This window comes from Streptomyces sp. NPDC001410 (genome assembly GCF_042895235.1).
GTDB lineage: Bacteria > Actinomycetota > Actinomycetes > Streptomycetales > Streptomycetaceae > Streptomyces.
The window spans coordinates 113,218-129,109 of sequence record NZ_JBIAWE010000004.1 but is presented as its reverse complement, the minus strand read 5'-3'; the positions used below and the strand labels follow the sequence as shown (position 1 = coordinate 129,109).

Genomic DNA, 15,892 nt, shown 5'->3' with positions numbered 1-15,892 from the left:
CCATGAGCAAGATCCTTATCCGTGGTGCGAAGGTGCTGGGCGGCGAGCCGCAGGACGTGCTGATCGACGGCGAGACGATCGCCGAGGTGGGCGCCGGGCTCAGCGGCGAAGGTGCTGAGGTCGTCGAGGCCGCAGGCAAGGTGCTGCTGCCGGGCCTGGTCGACCTGCACACCCACCTGCGCGAGCCGGGCCGCGAGGACTCCGAGACCGTGCTGACCGGCACGCGCGCGGCCGCCTCCGGCGGCTACACCGCCGTGTTCGCCATGGCCAACACCTTCCCGGTCGCCGACACCGCCGGTGTGGTCGAGCAGGTCTACCGGCTCGGTCAGGAGCACGGCTACTGCGACGTCCAGCCCATCGGCGCCGTCACCGTCGGCCTGGAGGGCCGCAAGCTCGCCGAGCTGGGCGCGATGCACGAGTCGGCCGCCGGGGTCACCGTCTTCTCCGACGACGGCAAGTGCGTGGACGACGCCGTGATCATGCGCCGGGCGCTGGAGTACGTGAAGGCCTTCGGCGGTGTCGTCGCGCAGCACGCGCAGGAGCCGCGGCTCACCGAGGGCGCCCAGATGAACGAGGGCATCGTCTCGGCCGAGCTGGGCCTGGGCGGCTGGCCGGCCGTCGCCGAGGAGTCGATCATCGCCCGGGACGTGCTGCTCGCCGAGCACGTGGGCTCCCGGGTGCACATCTGCCACCTCTCGACCGCGGGCTCGGTGGAGATCGTCCGCTGGGCCAAGTCCCGCGGCATCCAGGTCACCGCCGAGGTGACCCCGCACCACCTGCTCCTCACCGACGAGCTGGTGCGCACGTACAACCCCGTCTACAAGGTCAACCCGCCGCTGCGCACCGAGCGGGACGTGCTCGCCCTGCGCGAGGCGCTCGCCGACGGCACGATCGACATCGTCGCCACCGACCACGCCCCGCACCCGCACGAGGACAAGGACTGCGAGTGGGCCGCGGCCGCCATGGGCATGGTCGGTCTGGAGACCGCGTTGTCAGTGGTTCAGGAGACCATGGTCGAGACCGGGTTGCTGGACTGGGCCGGCGTCGCCGACCGCATGTCCGCCAAGCCGGCGCAGATCGGACAGGCCACCGGTCACGGCCGTCCCGTCTCGGCTGGTGAGCCCGCCAACCTCACCCTCGTCGACACGGAATACCGTGGCTCGGTGGACCCCGCGGGCTTCGCCTCCCGCAGCCGCAACACCCCGTACGAGGGACGCGAGCTGCCGGGCCGTGTCACCCACACGTGGCTGCGGGGCAAGGCCACGCTCGTCGACGGGAAGCTCACGTGACACCTGTAATCCTGCTGGCCGAGGCGCAGAAGTCGGCCGAGGTCACCGACTGGCCCGCCCGCATCGGCTGGCTGATCGGCCTCGTCCTCTTCGTCGCGCTCATCTACTGGCTGATGCGCGAGGGCTGGAAGTGGCGCGGCACGCTCCAGGGCGACCTGCCCGAGCTGCCCAGCGCGCCGCAGGAGCCCGGCGAGGCCAGACTGACGATGAGCGGCCGCTACCACGGCTCGACCACGGCCGGGCAGTGGCTGGACCGAATCGTGGCCCACGGCCTCGGCACCCGCAGCCGGGCCGAGCTGAACCTCACGGACGCGGGCCTGGAGGTCGTACGCCCCGGGGCGAGCGACTTCTTCGTCCCCACCGCCGCGCTGCGCGGGGCCCGGCTCGACAAGGGCATCGCCGGCAAGGTCCTCACCGAGGGCGGCCTGCTGGTGGTGACCTGGGCCCTCGGGGACAAGCTGATCGACTCCGGCTTCCGCTCCGACCACGCGGCCGAGCACGCCGAGTGGGTCGACACCCTCAACCAGATGACCAACGACACGGAAGGCGCACGATGACGACCTCCACCAGGGGAGCCGCCAAGGTTCCCGCCGTACTCGTCCTGGAGGACGGCCGCACCTTCCGCGGCCGTGCCTACGGGGCCGTGGGGGAGACCTTCGGCGAGGCCGTGTTCTCCACCGGTATGACCGGCTACCAGGAGACTCTCACCGACCCGTCGTACGACCGCCAGATCGTCGTCGCGACCGCCCCGCAGATCGGCAACACCGGCTGGAACGACGAGGACGACGAGTCGAGCCGCATCTGGGTCTCCGGCTACGTCGTGCGCGACCCCGCGCGCGTTCCGTCCAACTGGCGGGCCAAGCGCTCCCTGGACGACGAGCTGGTCGCGCAGGGCGTGGTCGGCATCTCCGGGATCGACACCCGCGCCCTCACCCGCCACCTGCGCGAGCGCGGCTCGATGCGCGCCGGCATCTTCTCCGGCGAGGCGATCGCCCCCGAGGCCGAGCTGCTCGAGCGCGTGCAGGCCCAGCCGCACATGAAGGGCGCGAGCCTGTACGAGGAGGTCGCGACCGAGCAGGCGTACGTCGTCCCCGCGATCGGCGAGAAGCGCTTCACCGTCGCCGCCATCGACCTCGGCATCAAGGGCATGACCCCGCACCGCATGGCCGAGCGCGGCATCGAGGTGCACGTGCTCCCGGCGACGGCCTCCGTGGACGACGTCTACGCCGTCGACCCGGACGGCGTCTTCTTCTCCAACGGCCCCGGCGACCCGGCCACGGCCGACGGCCCGGTGGCCCTCATGTCCGCCGTCCTGGAGCGCAGGACGCCCCTGTTCGGCATCTGCTTCGGCAACCAGATCCTCGGCCGCGCCCTCGGCTTCGGCACCTACAAGCTGAAGTACGGCCACCGGGGCATCAACCAGCCGGTCCAGGACCGTACGACCGGCAAGGTCGAGGTCACCGCGCACAACCACGGCTTCGCCGTCGACGCGCCGCTCGACAAGGTCAGCGACACGAAGTTCGGCCGCGCCGAGGTCTCGCACGTCTGCCTGAACGACAACGTCGTGGAGGGGCTGCAGCTGCTCGACCAGCCGGCCTTCTCCGTCCAGTACCACCCCGAAGCGGCAGCGGGCCCGCACGACGCCGCCTACCTGTTCGACCGCTTCGTATCCCTGATGGAGGGCCAGCGTGCCTAAGCGCACCGATATCCAGTCCGTCCTGGTCATCGGCTCCGGCCCGATCGTCATCGGCCAGGCCGCCGAGTTCGACTACTCCGGCACCCAGGCGTGCCGCGTGCTCAGGGCCGAGGGCCTGCGCGTGGTCCTCGTCAACTCCAACCCGGCGACGATCATGACCGACCCGGAGATCGCCGACGCCACCTACGTCGAGCCGATCACCCCCGAGTTCGTCGAGAAGATCATCGCCAAGGAGCGCCCCGACGCCCTGCTGCCCACCCTGGGCGGCCAGACGGCCCTGAACACCGCCATCTCGCTGCACGAGAACGGTGTCCTGGAGAAGTACGGCGTCGAGCTGATCGGCGCCAAGCCCGAGGCGATCCACAAGGGCGAGGACCGCGACCTCTTCAAGGGCGTCGTCGAGGCCGTCAACGCCAAGATCGGCCACGGTGAGTCCGCCCGCTCGGTCATCTGCCACACCATGGACGAGGTGCTCGCGGGCGTCGACACGCTCGGCGGCTACCCCGTCGTCGTCCGCCCCTCCTTCACCATGGGCGGCGCCGGCTCCGGCTTCGCGCACGACGAGGAGGAGCTGCGCCGCATCGCCGGTCAGGGCCTCACGCTCTCGCCGACCACCGAGGTGCTCCTGGAGGAGTCCATCCTCGGCTGGAAGGAGTACGAGCTGGAGCTGATGCGCGACAAGCACGACAACGTCGTGGTCGTCTGCTCCATCGAGAACTTCGACCCGATGGGCGTGCACACCGGTGACTCGATCACCGTCGCGCCCGCGATGACGCTGACCGACCGCGAGTACCAGATCCTGCGCGACATCGGCATCGCCGTCATCCGCGAGGTCGGCGTCGACACCGGTGGCTGCAACATCCAGTTCGCGGTGAACCCCGAGGACGGTCGCGTGATCGTCATCGAGATGAACCCGCGCGTCTCGCGGTCCTCGGCGCTCGCCTCCAAGGCGACCGGCTTCCCGATCGCCAAGATCGCCGCCAAGCTCGCCGTGGGCTACACCCTGGACGAGATCCCGAACGACATCACCCAGGAGACCCCGGCCTCCTTCGAGCCCACGCTCGACTACGTGGTCGTCAAGGCCCCGCGGTTCGCCTTCGAGAAGTTCCCGCAGGCCGACTCCACGCTGACCACGACCATGAAGTCGGTCGGCGAGGCCATGGCCATCGGCCGCAACTTCACCGAGGCCTTCCAGAAGGCGCTGCGCTCCCTGGAGAAGAAGGGCAGCCAGTTCACCTTCGTCGGTGAGCCCGGCGACAAGGAAGCGCTGCTGCGTGAGGCCGTGCGCCCCACCGACGGCCGGATCAACACGGTCATGCAGGCCATCCGCGCGGGCGCCACGCCCGAGGAGATCTTCGAGTACACGAAGATCGACCCGTGGTTCGTGGACCAGCTCTTCCTGATCAAGGAGGTCGCGGACGAGCTGGACGCGGCGCCCGAGCTGACCCGTGAGCTGCTCGCCGAGGCCAAGCGGCACGGCTTCTCCGACCAGCAGATCGGTGAGATCCGCGGCCTGCGCGAGGACGTCGTCCGCGAGGTCCGGCACGCCCTCGGCATCCGCCCGGTCTACAAGACGGTCGACACCTGCGCCGCCGAGTTCGCCGCGAAGACGCCGTACTTCTACTCCTCCTACGACGAGGAGAGCGAGGTCGCGCCCCGCGAGAAGCCCGCGGTGATCATCCTGGGCTCCGGCCCGAACCGCATCGGCCAGGGCATCGAGTTCGACTACTCCTGCGTCCACGCCTCCTTCGCGCTGTCCGACGCCGGGTACGAGACCGTGATGGTCAACTGCAACCCGGAGACCGTCTCCACGGACTACGACACCTCCGACCGCCTGTACTTCGAGCCGCTGACGCTGGAAGACGTGCTGGAGATCGTCCACGCGGAGTCCCTCGCCGGCCCGATCGCGGGCGTCATCGTCCAGCTGGGCGGCCAGACCCCGCTGGGTCTCGCGCAGGCCCTGAAGGACAACGGCGTGCCGATCGTGGGCACCCCGCCCGAGGCGATCCACGCCGCCGAGGACCGCGGCGCCTTCGGCCGGGTCCTCGCCGAGGCCGGCCTGCCCGCTCCCAAGCACGGCACGGCCACCACCTTCGCCGGCGCCAAGGCCATCGCCGACGAGATCGGCTACCCGGTCCTCGTCCGGCCCTCCTACGTCCTCGGCGGGCGCGGCATGGAGATCGTCTACGACGAGACCCGCCTCGCCTCCTACATCGCCGAGTCGACCGAGATCAGCCCCTCCCGGCCGGTCCTCGTCGACCGCTTCCTGGACGACGCCATCGAGATCGACGTCGACGCGCTGTACGACGGCGAGGAGCTGTACCTCGGCGGCGTCATGGAGCACATCGAGGAGGCCGGTATCCACTCCGGCGACTCGGCGTGCGCCCTGCCCCCGATCACCCTCGGCGGCTTCGACATCAAGCGCCTGCGCGCCTCCACCGAGGCCATCGCGCGCGGCGTCGGGGTGCGCGGCCTGATCAACATCCAGTTCGCGATGGCGGGCGACATCCTGTACGTCCTGGAGGCCAACCCGCGCGCCTCCCGTACGGTCCCCTTCACCTCGAAGGCGACCGCGGTGCCGCTCGCGAAGGCCGCCGCCCGGATCTCGCTGGGCACGAGCATCGCCGAGCTGCGCGCCGAGGGTCTGCTGCCGCAGACCGGCGACGGCGGCGAACTGCCGCTGGACGCGCCGATCTCCGTCAAGGAAGCCGTCATGCCGTGGTCGCGCTTCCGCGACATCCAGGGCCGCGGCGTCGACACCGTCCTCGGCCCGGAGATGCGCTCCACCGGCGAGGTCATGGGCATCGACTCCGTCTTCGGCACGGCGTACGCCAAGTCGCAGGCGGGCGCCTACGGCCCGCTGCCCACCAAGGGCCGCGCGTTCATCTCGGTCGCCAACCGCGACAAGCGCTCGATGATCTTCCCGGCCCGTGAGCTGGTCGCGCACGGCTTCGAGCTGCTCGCCACCTCCGGCACGGCCGAGGTCCTCAAGCGCAACGGCATCAACGCCACGATCGTGCGCAAGCAGTCCGAGGGCACCGGCCCGAACGGCGAGCGGACCGTGGTCCAGCTCATCCACGACGGCGAGGTCGACCTCATCGTCAACACCCCGTACGGCACCGGCGGCCGCCTCGACGGCTACGACATCCGTACGGCCGCGGTGGCCCGCTCCGTGCCGTGCCTGACGACCGTCCAGGCGCTCGCGGCGGCCGTGCAGGGCATCGACGCCCTCAACCACGGTGACGTGGGCGTCCGTTCGCTCCAGGAACACGCGGAACACCTGACCGCGGCCCGCGACTAGCAGCCCTGAGGGGGACACCGAAAACGGTGTCCCCCTCTTCGTGAGGACACCATGTACAAGATCTTTTTCAGTCTCGTCTTCAAGCACATGGACCCCGAGAAGGCCCACTACCTGGCCTTCCGCTGGATCCGCCTCGCGGTCCGCATCCCCGTGCTGCGCACCTTCGTCGCGGCCGCCCTCGCGCCCCGCCACAAGGAGCTGCGCACCGAGGCCTTCGGGCTGCGCATGCACGGCCCCTTCGGGCTCGCCGCCGGCTTCGACAAGAACGCCGTGGCCATCGACGGCATGTCGATGCTTGGCTTCGACCACGTCGAGATCGGCACGGTCACCGGCGAGGCGCAGCCCGGCAACCCCAAGAAGCGGCTGTTCCGGCTCGTCGCGGACCGGGCGCTGATCAACCGGATGGGCTTCAACAACGACGGCTCGCTCGCCGTCGCGGCCCGTCTGGCCACGCGCGAGCCCGTCTTCAGGACCGTCGTCGGCGTCAACATCGGCAAGACCAAGGTCGTCCCGGAGGCGGAGGCCGTCGGCGACTACGTGAAGTCGGCCGAGCGCCTCGCGCCGTACGCCGACTACCTCGTCGTGAACGTCTCCTCGCCGAACACGCCGGGCCTGCGCAACCTCCAGGCCACCGAGGCGCTGCGCCCGCTGCTCACCGCCGTACGCGAGGCCGCCGACCGTACGGTCGCGGGCCGGCGCGTTCCGCTCCTGGTGAAGATCGCCCCGGACCTCGCCGACGAGGACATCGACGCGGTCGCCGACCTCGCCGTGGAACTGGGCCTGGACGGCATCATCGCCACCAACACCACCATCGCGCGCGAGGGCCTCGGTTTGAAATCCGTACCCTCGCTGGTGAAGGAGACCGGCGGACTCTCCGGCGCGCCCCTGAAGGCACGCTCCCTGGAGGTCCTGCGCCGTCTGTACGCGCGCGTGGGCGACCGGATCACCCTGGTGGGCGTCGGCGGCATCGAGACCGCCGAGGACGCCTGGCAGCGCATCCTGGCCGGTGCCACGCTGGTCCAGGGGTACAGCGCCTTCATCTACGAGGGCCCCTTCTGGTCCCGTGCCATCCACAAGGGCCTCGCCGCGCGCCTGCACACCAGCCCGTACGCCACCCTCGCCGACGCGGTCGGCGCCGACGTGAGGAAGCCCGCATGACCTTGTTCGAGCCCTTCGGTGCCCGGCTGCGCCGCGCGATGGACGAGCGCGGCCCGCTCTGCGTCGGCATCGACCCGCACGCCTCCCTGCTCGCCGAGTGGGGCCTGAACGACGACGTGGCCGGTCTGGAGCGGTTCAGCCGCACGGTCGTCGAGGCGGTGGCCGACCGGGTCGCCGTCATGAAGCCGCAGAGCGCCTTCTTCGAGCGGTTCGGCTCGCGCGGCGTCGCCGTCCTGGAGAAGGCGGTCCAGGAGGCCCGCGCGGCCGGCACCCTGGTCGTGATGGACGCCAAGCGCGGCGACATCGGCTCCACCATGGCCGGGTACGCCGAGGCCTTCCTGCACAAGGACGCCCCGCTGTTCTCCGACGCCCTGACCGTCTCGCCCTACCTCGGCTACGGCTCCCTCAGCCCGGCCGTCGCGCTGGCCAGGGAGACCGGCGCCGGACTGTTCGTCCTGGCCCTCACCTCGAACCCGGAGGGACCGGAGGTCCAGCACGCGGTCCGCGCCGACGGGCGCACCGTGGGCGCGACCATGCTGGCCCACCTCGCCGCCGAGAACGCGGGCGAGGAGCCGCTGGGCTCCTTCGGGGCGGTCGTCGGCGCCACGGTGGGCGACCTGTCCTCCTACGACCTCGACATCAACGGTCCGCTCCTCGCGCCCGGTGTCGGCGCTCAGGGCGCGACGGCGGCCGACCTTCCCAGGGTCTTCGGGTCGGCGGTGCGCAACGTCGTCCCGAACGTCAGCCGGGGTGTGCTGCGGCACGGTCCCGACGTCGGGGCACTGCGCTCGGCCACGGAGCGCTTCGCGGAGGAGATCAGGGCCGCTGTCAGCGCCGACTGAGATCTCCGCCGGGCGCTCCCGCCGACGGCACCAGGGCGACTTGAGTGTGAATACATCCTCAAATCGAGGGCAGTATGTCTGAAATGTCCGGCCTGACGGCGGCTGACCAGTACTTTTCCGCTGTTCTCGCTGACTCTGGCGGACTTGCCCGCTAGTCTCCGAGCAGTGGGGGCACCTCCCACGCCGTTTAAGGCAGTGGGGGAGAACGGGCAGCGTGTTGCTCGTAGCTCCCCAGGTGTGGGGCGACTAGGTTCCTCACCGGTCCGTATCCGACAGTTCGACATCCGAGGTGACGTAGGCGTGGCTCTTCCGCCCCTTACCCCTGAACAGCGCGCAGCCGCGCTCGAAAAGGCCGCCGCGGCTCGCCGGGAGCGGGCCGAGGTCAAGAATCGACTCAAGCACTCCGGCGCCTCCCTTCACGAGGTCATCAAGCAGGGCCAGGAGAACGACGTCATCGGCAAGATGAAGGTCTCCGCCCTGCTCGAGTCCCTGCCGGGCGTGGGCAAGGTCCGCGCCAAGCAGATCATGGAGCGTCTGGGCATCTCCGAGAGCCGCCGTGTGCGCGGTCTCGGTTCGAACCAGATCGCGTCCCTGGAGCGTGAGTTCGGCAGCACCGGTTCCTGAGTCCGGCTCCGGCCGGACCGGGCGTCCCGGGCACCCCGGGATTGCTGGAATAATCGCTGCATGAGTGAACGTCCGCGGCTGACCGTGCTCTCCGGCCCTTCGGGGGTCGGCAAGAGCACGGTCGTCGCCCATATGCGCAAGGAACACCCGGAGGTCTGGCTCTCGGTGTCGGCCACCACCCGCAAGCCGCGCCCCGGCGAGCGGCACGGAGTCCACTACTTCTTCGTCACCGACGAGGAGATGGACAAGCTGATCGCCAACGGCGAGCTGCTGGAGTGGGCCGAGTTCGCCGGCAACCGCTACGGCACGCCCCGCGCGGCCGTGCTGGAGCGGCTGGAGAACGGCGAGCCCGTGCTGCTGGAGATCGACCTCCAGGGCGCCCGGCAGGTCCGTGAGTCGATGGCCGACGCCCAGCTGGTGTTCCTGGCTCCGCCCTCCTGGGAGGAGCTGGTGCGCAGGCTCACCGGCCGGGGGACCGAGTCGCCCGAGGTCATCGAGCGCCGCTTGGAGGCGGCCAGGACCGAGCTGGCGGCCGAGCCGGAGTTCGACGTGACCTTGGTCAACACCTCCGTCGAGGACGTGGCCACCGAGCTGCTAGCCTTGATGGACGTTGTGTGATCGTGACTGCCGTCCACCAGCAGGTGTCGGCCGGTCACACCGACTGAATCTTTCCCATCCATCGGAAGGTAGAGCGTGTCCTCTTCCATCACCGCGCCCGAGGGCATCATCAACCCGCCGATCGACGAGCTTCTCGAGGCCACCGACTCGAAGTACAGCCTCGTGATCTACGCGGCCAAGCGTGCCCGCCAGATCAACGCGTACTACTCGCAGCTCGGTGAGGGTCTCCTCGAGTACGTCGGTCCGCTCGTCGACACCCACGTCCACGAGAAGCCGCTCTCGATCGCCCTGCGTGAGATCAACGCGGGTCTGCTGACCTCCGAGGCCATCGAGGGCCCGGCTCAGTAGTACTTTCAGATCGCAGTTGACTTATCCACAGGCCCGGCAGTGCTCCTGCCGGGCCTGTGGTGTCTGATGGTCTCGTAGGGTTCCGAGCCGGGGAGAGACGACGGTGGACAAGCCGAAGGTCGTACTGGGGGTCAGCGGTGGCATCGCCGCGTACAAGGCCTGTGAGCTGCTGAGAAGGTTCACGGAATCGGGTCACGACGTGCGCGTGGTGCCCACCGACTCCGCGCTGCACTTCGTCGGGGCCGCCACCTGGTCCGCGCTGTCCGGCAACCCGGTCTCCACCGAGGTCTGGGACGACGTCGACGAGGTCCCGCACGTCCGCATCGGCCAGCACGCCGACCTGGTGGTCGTCGCACCCGCCACGGCCGACATGCTCGCCAAGGCCGCCCACGGCCTCGCCGACGACCTGCTGACCAACACCCTCCTCACCGCCCGCTGTCCGGTCGTCTTCGCGCCCGCGATGCACACCGAGATGTGGGAGCACCCCGCCACCGAGGAGAACGTGGCCACGCTGCGCCGCCGCGGCGCCGTCGTGATCGAGCCCGCGGTCGGCCGCCTCACCGGCGTCGACACCGGCAAGGGGCGGCTGCCCGACCCGGCGGAGATCTTCGAGGTCTGTCGGCGGGTGCTGGCCCGTGGCGTCACCGAGCCCGACCTCGCGGGCCGCCACGTCGTCGTCTCGGCCGGTGGCACCCGCGAGCCGCTCGACCCGGTTCGCTTCCTCGGCAACCGCTCCTCCGGCAAGCAGGGCTACGCCCTCGCCCGCACGGCCGCGGCGCGCGGCGCCCGGGTGACCCTGATAGCGGCCAACACCGGCCTGCCCGACCCGGCCGGCGTCGACGTCGTCCCGGTGGGCACCGCCGTGCAGATGCGTGAAGCGGTCCTCAAGGCCGCCGCGGACGCCGACGCCGTGGTGATGGCCGCGGCCGTCGCCGACTTCCGCCCCGCGGCCTACGCCGCCGGAAAGATCAAGAAGAAGGACGGCCAGGACCCCGACCCGATCGTCCTGCTGCGAAATCCGGACATTCTCGCCGAGGTTTCGGCCGACCGCGCCCGCCCCGGACAGGTCGTCGTCGGCTTCGCGGCGGAGACGGACGACGTCCTCGCCAACGGCCGCACCAAGCTCGCCCGCAAGGGATGCGACCTCCTCGTCGTCAACGAGGTGGGGGAGCGCAAGACGTTTGGTTCGGAGGAGAACGAGGCCCTTGTACTGGGCGCCGACGGCAGCGAGACCCCCGTGCCGCACGGTCCGAAGGAAGCGCTCGCGGACATCGTCTGGGACCTCGTGGCCGCTCGTCTCGGATGATCGCGTTCCGCCGTGCGGAGCCATCTGATTCAGCCGATCGGCGTCTTCTCACCGCATGACATTCCCCACGACAATGTCGCGTGGCGGCCCTGGCCAAGCCCGCTCGGCATTGTGCAGAATGCCCGTGCCGCAGGTCACAGCGCTCCCGAGAGGCGAGACACGTGGGCCGGTGGCCGAGTGCGACCGATAAACTGTTGTCGGACGACGCCGGGCGCAGCTCCCGCGTGGTCCGCCAATGATCAGCCAGCAGCCGCTGCAACCCCAGGGAGCGTTGTGTCCCGTCGCCTGTTCACCTCGGAGTCCGTGACCGAGGGTCACCCCGACAAGATCGCTGACCAGATCAGCGACACCATTCTCGACGCGCTTCTGCGCGAGGACCCGACCTCCCGGGTCGCGGTCGAGACCCTGATCACCACCGGCCTGGTGCACGTGGCCGGCGAGGTCACGACCAAGGCCTACGCGGACATCGCGACCCTGGTCCGCAACAAGATCCTCGAGATCGGCTACGACTCCTCGAAGAAGGGCTTCGACGGCGCTTCCTGCGGTGTGTCGGTGTCGATCGGCGCGCAGTCCCCGGACATCGCGCAGGGCGTGGACACCGCCTATGAGAACCGGGTCGAGGGCGACGAGGACGAGCTGGACCGGCAGGGTGCGGGCGACCAGGGCCTGATGTTCGGTTACGCCTCCGACGAGACGCCGACCCTGATGCCGCTGCCGATCTTCCTGGCGCACCGTCTGTCCAAGCGCCTGTCCGAGGTCCGCAAGAACGGCACCATCCCCTACCTGCGTCCGGACGGCAAGACGCAGGTCACCATCGAGTACGACGGCGACAAGGCCGTCCGCCTCGACACCGTGGTCGTCTCCTCGCAGCACGCGTCGGACATCGACCTGGAGTCGCTGCTGGCCCCCGACATCCGCGAGTTCGTCGTCGAGCCGGAGCTGAAGGCGCTCCTGGACGACGGCATCAAGCTGGACACCGAGGGCTACCGGCTGCTGGTCAACCCGACCGGCCGCTTCGAGATCGGCGGTCCGATGGGCGACGCCGGCCTGACCGGCCGCAAGATCATCATCGACACCTACGGCGGCATGGCCCGCCACGGTGGCGGCGCCTTCTCCGGCAAGGACCCGTCCAAGGTGGACCGCTCGGCCGCCTACGCGATGCGCTGGGTCGCGAAGAACGTGGTGGCGGCGGGCCTGGCCTCCCGCTGCGAGGTCCAGGTCGCCTACGCGATCGGCAAGGCCGAGCCGGTCGGTCTGTTCGTGGAGACCTTCGGCACCGCCAAGATCGAGGCCGAGAAGATCGAGAAGGCGATCGACGAGGTCTTCGACCTCCGTCCGGCCGCCATCATCCGCGACCTCGACCTGCTCCGCCCGATCTACTCCCAGACCGCGGCGTACGGCCACTTCGGCCGCGAGCTGCCCGACTTCACCTGGGAGCGCACGGACCGCGTGGACGCCCTGCGCAAGGCCGCTGGGCTCTGAGCCCGCACAGCTCTCTCACCGAGGCCCGGTCTCCCTTCGGGGGGCCGGGCCTCGGCGTGTGCGCCGTCAGTCGGCGGGCGCCAGCCGGATCCGGCGCAGGACCCGGTCGATCTCCACGATCCTGACCGTCAGCTCCTGCCCCTCGTGCACGGCCCGTCCGTCCAGGTCCGACTCATGGACCAGACCCTCTGCGGCCTCGCCGACCCGGACGAAGACGCCGAAGGAGATCACCTTGGTGACCGGTCCTGTCACGACGTCCCCCGTGCCCGCGGTGAGTGCGTCCCAGGGGTCTTCCTGAAGGGCCTTGAGCGAGACGACGACTTCCCCCTGGTACGTGTCGATGCCGATCACCTCGCCGGAGACCCGCTGTCCGGGCCGGACCACCTCCTCCGGGTGGTCGATGCGCGACCACGTCAGTTCGGGGATGCGGACGAAGCCCGTCCCCGGGTAGGCGGGGTGCGCGGGCTCCCCGTCCAGCCGGACGAAGACCCCGAAGTTGAGCACAGCGGCCACCGTGCCCGTGACGACGTCTCCGCGCTGCTTGCTGCGCAGATACCCGTACAGGGCCTCGTCCTCGCACGCCTTGGCGGAGAGCGTGACATGGCCGCTCTGCTCGTTGACGCCGAACACTTCGGCCGTGATCCGCTGCCCGACCGACACCACCTCCCCGGGGTCCTCGAACGAGGCCCACGAGAGGAGGTGCCGAGGGATGCTTCCGGTCGGCGTCTGCGGATCGTCCCCGTCGAGCTGTACGAGCACGTCACCCCGCTCGCCGAAGCCGGCCACGGTGCCGGTCCTGACCTCCCCGTCGGGGAAGGCCGCGAGGCGTTCACGGAGTCGTTCGAGCGGGTCGGGTGCGGGTTCGGTCATGGCCGCGAGCCTAGGACCTGTCTGACAATTCCCGTCGTCCGCCCGGAGGGCGGGCCGTGCGTGCCAGGCGTCGCGGGGCAGGCGGGAATTGTCAGACAGGCCCTGGGCACGGGCGGCCGTTGTCGGTGCCGTTTGGTAAGAATGCAAGCGTGAGCAGCGAGAACGGGTCGGGGGACGGCGGTGGCGCAGGGGCGCCGCCGGAGCAGCTCGCGTTCATCCGGGAGAGCGTGCGGGGGGCCAAGGTGCCCCGGGCCAAGCCGCGGACGTGGCGGGGGGCCGCGCTGGCCAAGGAACTGCCCGTCGCGCGGGTGCTCGTGGACAAGGGCGTGCTGCATCTCGACCGGTACTTCGACTACGCCGTGCCGGAGGAGCTGGACGCCGAGGCCCAGCCCGGGGTGCGCGTGCGGGTGCGGTTCGGGGCCGGACGGCATCGGGTGCGCGAGGGGCGTCGTGAGGGCGGCGGGCTCATCGACGGCTTTCTCATCGAGAGGCTGGCCGAGTCCGAGTACTCCGGGCCGCTGGCCGCCCTTGCCCAGGTCGTGTCGCCCGAGCCCGTGCTGAGCGAAGAGCTGCTGGGGCTCGCGCGAGCCGTCGCCGACCGCTATGCGGGAAGCCTCGCCGATGTGCTCCAGCTGGCCGTGCCGCCGCGCAGCGCGCGGGCCGAGCAGCGGCCCTCGCCCGCGCCCATGCCACCGCCGGCCGCGCCCGACACCGGGTCGTGGGCGCGGTACGAGCACGGGAGTGCCCTTCTGGAGTCGCTGGCCTCCGGGGGAGCGCCGCGGGCGGTGTGGAACGCGCTGCCGGGTCCGCTGTGGAGCGAGGAGCTGGCCCGGGCCGTCGCCGCGACGCTCGCCTCGGGACGCGGCGCGCTCGTCGTCGTACCGGACGGCCGGGCCGCCGCGCGCGTCGACGCCGCGCTGACCGCGCTGCTCGGCGAGGGTCGGCACGCGCTGCTCACCGCCGACGCCGGGCCCGAGAAGCGGTACGCGCAGTGGCTCGCGGTGCGGCGGGGGAGCGTGCGGGCCGTGGTCGGGACGCGGGCGGCCATGTTCGCTCCCGTACGGGATCTGGGACTCGTCGCCATCTGGGACGACGGGGACGACAGCCACAGCGAGCTGCACGCCCCCCAGCCGCATGCGCGGGACGTGCTGCTGCTGCGGGCGGCGCTGGACAAGTGCGCCTTTCTGCTGGGCGGTTGGAGCTGCACCGTCGAGGCCGCGCAGCTCGTGGAGAGCGGCTGGGCGCGGCCGCTGGTCGCCGGGCGTGAACAGGTACGGCGGGCCGCGCCCCTGGTGCGGACCGTCGGGGACGACGACCTCGCGCGCGACGAGGCCGCCCGCGCCGCCCGGCTGCCCACCCTGGCCTGGCAGGCGGTTCGGGAGGGGCTGCGGCACGGACCGGTGCTGGTCCAGGTGCCCCGGCGGGGGTACGTGCCGCGCATGGCCTGTGCCCAGTGCCGGGCGCCCGCCCGCTGCCGGCACTGTTCCGGGCCGCTGGAGGCGCAGGACGCGGGTGCGCTGCGGTGCGGCTGGTGCGGGCGCGAGGAGGCGGCCTGGCACTGCCCCGAGTGCGGAGGCTTCCGGCTGCGCGCTCAGGTGGTCGGGGCGCGGCGGACCGCAGAGGAGCTGGGGCGGGCCTTTCCCGCCGTACCGGTGCGTACGTCGGGGCGTGAGCATGTGCTGGACACCGTGCCGGGCACACCGGCGCTGGTCGTGAGCACCCCGGGAGCCGAGCCGGTCGCCGAGGGCGGTTACGCGGCCGCCCTGCTGCTGGACGGCTGGGCCATGCTCGGGCGGCCCGACCTGCGGGCCGGTGAGGACGCGCTGCGCCGCTGGATCGCGGCCGGGGCGCTCGTACGGCCGCAGGGGGAGCGGGGGACCGTCGTCGTCGTGGCCGAGCCGACCCTGCGGCCCGTGCAGGCGCTGGTGCGGTGGGATCCCGTGGGGCATGCGGTGCGGGAGCTGGCGGAGCGGGCCGAACTGGGGTTCCCGCCGGTGTCCCGGATGGCGGCCGTGTCGGGCCGGGCCGAGGCGGTCGCCGAGTTCCTGCGCGCGGTCGAACTGCCTTCGGACGCCGAGGTGTTGGGGCCGGTTCCGGTGGCGCCCACGCTCCCCGGGCGACAGCGCAGGCCCGGGGCGCCGCCGCCCGGTGAGCACTGGGAGCGGGCGCTGGTGCGGGTGCCGCCGGGGAGCGGGGCCGCGCTGGCCGCCGCCCTGAAGACGGCTCAGGCCGCGCGGATGGCGCGGGGCGGCGGGGAAGCGGTGCGGGTGCGGATCGATCCGCCGGACATCGGGTGACCGTGCCGACGGGGGCGCTGCGGCCCGGCATACGGCTGCCCTCCCGGAGGCCGCCCGGGAG

General features: G+C 71.3%; 13 protein-coding genes. 12 read left to right on the top strand and 1 reads right to left on the bottom strand.

Features of this window, described 5'->3' with window-relative positions; genetic code table 11:
* Nucleotides 1-2: 2 nt before the first annotated feature.
* From ACFY3C_RS09975 to metK, 11 genes are all read left to right on the top strand, one after another.
* Nucleotides 3-1,289, top strand: coding sequence for a dihydroorotase (locus tag ACFY3C_RS09975; protein WP_390770428.1), 1,287 nt, complete (start codon nucleotides 3-5; stop codon nucleotides 1,287-1,289).
* The gene (locus tag ACFY3C_RS09970; protein ID WP_390770427.1) at nucleotides 1,286-1,846 is read left to right on the top strand and encodes a hypothetical protein; all 561 of its coding nucleotides are present in this window, start codon (nucleotides 1,286-1,288) and stop codon (nucleotides 1,844-1,846) included. Before ACFY3C_RS09975 ends, ACFY3C_RS09970 begins: the two co-directional genes overlap by 4 nt.
* Nucleotides 1,843-2,985 (top strand): glutamine-hydrolyzing carbamoyl-phosphate synthase small subunit, encoded by a 1,143-nt coding sequence (gene carA, locus ACFY3C_RS09965; RefSeq protein WP_386574883.1) that lies wholly within the window; start codon nucleotides 1,843-1,845, stop codon nucleotides 2,983-2,985. The genes ACFY3C_RS09970 and carA overlap by 4 nt, the downstream gene beginning before the upstream one ends.
* Complete coding sequence (gene carB / locus ACFY3C_RS09960) at nucleotides 2,978-6,286, top strand: carbamoyl-phosphate synthase large subunit (RefSeq protein ID WP_390770426.1); 3,309 nt, start codon at nucleotides 2,978-2,980, stop codon at nucleotides 6,284-6,286. Before carA ends, carB begins: the two co-directional genes overlap by 8 nt.
* Nucleotides 6,287-6,337: 51 nt before the next feature.
* Nucleotides 6,338-7,444, top strand: coding sequence for a quinone-dependent dihydroorotate dehydrogenase (locus ACFY3C_RS09955; RefSeq protein WP_386574885.1), 1,107 nt, complete (start codon nucleotides 6,338-6,340; stop codon nucleotides 7,442-7,444).
* Nucleotides 7,441-8,286, top strand: coding sequence for an orotidine-5'-phosphate decarboxylase (gene pyrF, locus ACFY3C_RS09950; RefSeq protein WP_386574886.1), 846 nt, complete (start codon nucleotides 7,441-7,443; stop codon nucleotides 8,284-8,286). Before ACFY3C_RS09955 ends, pyrF begins: the two co-directional genes overlap by 4 nt.
* Before the next feature lie 300 nt (nucleotides 8,287-8,586).
* The gene (locus ACFY3C_RS09945; protein ID WP_003977346.1) at nucleotides 8,587-8,910 is read left to right on the top strand and encodes an integration host factor; all 324 of its coding nucleotides are present in this window, start codon (nucleotides 8,587-8,589) and stop codon (nucleotides 8,908-8,910) included.
* A 60-nt stretch (nucleotides 8,911-8,970) separates the two neighbouring features.
* The gene (gene gmk, locus ACFY3C_RS09940) at nucleotides 8,971-9,528 is read left to right on the top strand and encodes a guanylate kinase (protein WP_386574888.1); all 558 of its coding nucleotides are present in this window, start codon (nucleotides 8,971-8,973) and stop codon (nucleotides 9,526-9,528) included.
* Between the two features lie 75 nt (nucleotides 9,529-9,603).
* Nucleotides 9,604-9,876 (top strand): DNA-directed RNA polymerase subunit omega, encoded by a 273-nt coding sequence (gene rpoZ / locus ACFY3C_RS09935; protein WP_005319902.1) that lies wholly within the window; start codon nucleotides 9,604-9,606, stop codon nucleotides 9,874-9,876.
* A 103-nt stretch (nucleotides 9,877-9,979) separates the two neighbouring features.
* A complete protein-coding gene (gene coaBC, locus ACFY3C_RS09930; protein ID WP_390770425.1) occupies nucleotides 9,980-11,182 on the top strand; it encodes a bifunctional phosphopantothenoylcysteine decarboxylase/phosphopantothenate--cysteine ligase CoaBC in 1,203 nt (400 codons plus the stop codon).
* A gap of 273 nt (nucleotides 11,183-11,455) precedes the next feature.
* Entirely contained in the window at nucleotides 11,456-12,664 is a 1,209-nt protein-coding gene (metK, locus tag ACFY3C_RS09925; protein WP_386574890.1) for a methionine adenosyltransferase, read from the top strand.
* Nucleotides 12,665-12,730: 66 nt separating this feature from the next.
* Here the strand turns inward: metK and ACFY3C_RS09920 are convergent, their stop codons facing one another.
* A complete protein-coding gene (locus tag ACFY3C_RS09920; RefSeq protein WP_390770424.1) occupies nucleotides 12,731-13,534 on the bottom strand; it encodes a S1 RNA-binding domain-containing protein in 804 nt (267 codons plus the stop codon).
* A 149-nt stretch (nucleotides 13,535-13,683) separates the two neighbouring features.
* Here ACFY3C_RS09920 and ACFY3C_RS09915 point away from each other — a divergent pair, with 149 nt between their 5' ends.
* On the top strand, nucleotides 13,684-15,831 hold the full coding sequence (locus ACFY3C_RS09915; protein ID WP_390770423.1) for a primosomal protein N': 2,148 nt from the start codon (nucleotides 13,684-13,686) through the stop codon (nucleotides 15,829-15,831).
* The last annotated feature ends 61 nt before the right edge of the window (nucleotides 15,832-15,892 follow it).

Coding starts and splice junctions, on each gene's coding strand:
- carA (WP_386574883.1), top strand. CDS start 1,843: ATGACGACCTCCACCAGGGGAGCCGCCAAGGTTCCCGCCGTACTCGTC.
- pyrF (WP_386574886.1), top strand. CDS start 7,441: ATGACCTTGTTCGAGCCCTTCGGTGCCCGGCTGCGCCGCGCGATGGAC.
- gmk (WP_386574888.1), top strand. CDS start 8,971: ATGAGTGAACGTCCGCGGCTGACCGTGCTCTCCGGCCCTTCGGGGGTC.
- ACFY3C_RS09955 (WP_386574885.1), top strand. CDS start 6,338: ATGTACAAGATCTTTTTCAGTCTCGTCTTCAAGCACATGGACCCCGAG.
- ACFY3C_RS09975 (WP_390770428.1), top strand. CDS start 3: ATGAGCAAGATCCTTATCCGTGGTGCGAAGGTGCTGGGCGGCGAGCCG.
- ACFY3C_RS09920 (WP_390770424.1), bottom strand. CDS start 13,534: ATGACCGAACCCGCACCCGACCCGCTCGAACGACTCCGTGAACGCCTC.